The sequence below is a fragment of the Virgibacillus carmonensis genome (genome assembly GCF_057836705.1).
Genome location: NZ_JBYQFJ010000382.1, coordinates 1 through 531, shown reverse-complemented (window position 1 = coordinate 531; position 531 = coordinate 1). Strand labels below are relative to the sequence as shown.

The following is a 531-nucleotide window of genomic DNA, read 5'->3' as shown; positions in this document are numbered from 1 at the left end:
CATTAGGGGAGCCTGATGCACCCGTAACTGTTGTAGAATTTGGAGATTTCAAATGTCCAGCTTGTAAGGTTTGGGGAATAGATATCTTGCCAAAATTGGTAAGTGATTATGTTGAAACGGGGAAGGTCAAATTCGCGTTTATAAACGTCCTATTTCACGAGGAAGAGTCGAAGCTAGGTTCGCTGGCAGCTGAGTCAGTTTATCAACAAAACCCGGATGCATATTGGGATTTTCATAAAGCTCTTTTTAAAGCACAACCAAGCGAGAACCATGATAGTGAATGGATCACTATAGAGAAGGTCCTTGAAATAGCTAATGGTGTCCCAAACATTGATACAGATAAACTAAAAACAACTATTGAAAACAACTCTAAAATGGATGAATTAAATAAGGATACAGAATTGGTAACAAATTTCGATATACAAGTTACACCAACAATTATGGTTAACGGAATGAAGATCGAGGACCCATATGATTATGATGCCATTAAAAAAGCTATAGAAAGTGCACTGGAGAAAAATTAAAATATGA

1 protein-coding gene is annotated in these 531 nt (G+C 36.7%); it reads left to right on the top strand.

The window, feature by feature from the left end; all coding sequences use genetic code 11:
• On the top strand, positions 1-524 hold a 524-nt coding region (locus AC3G7N_RS22480; RefSeq protein ID WP_489424318.1), incomplete at its 5' end, for a DsbA family protein.
• Between the last annotated feature and the right edge of the window lie 7 nt (positions 525-531).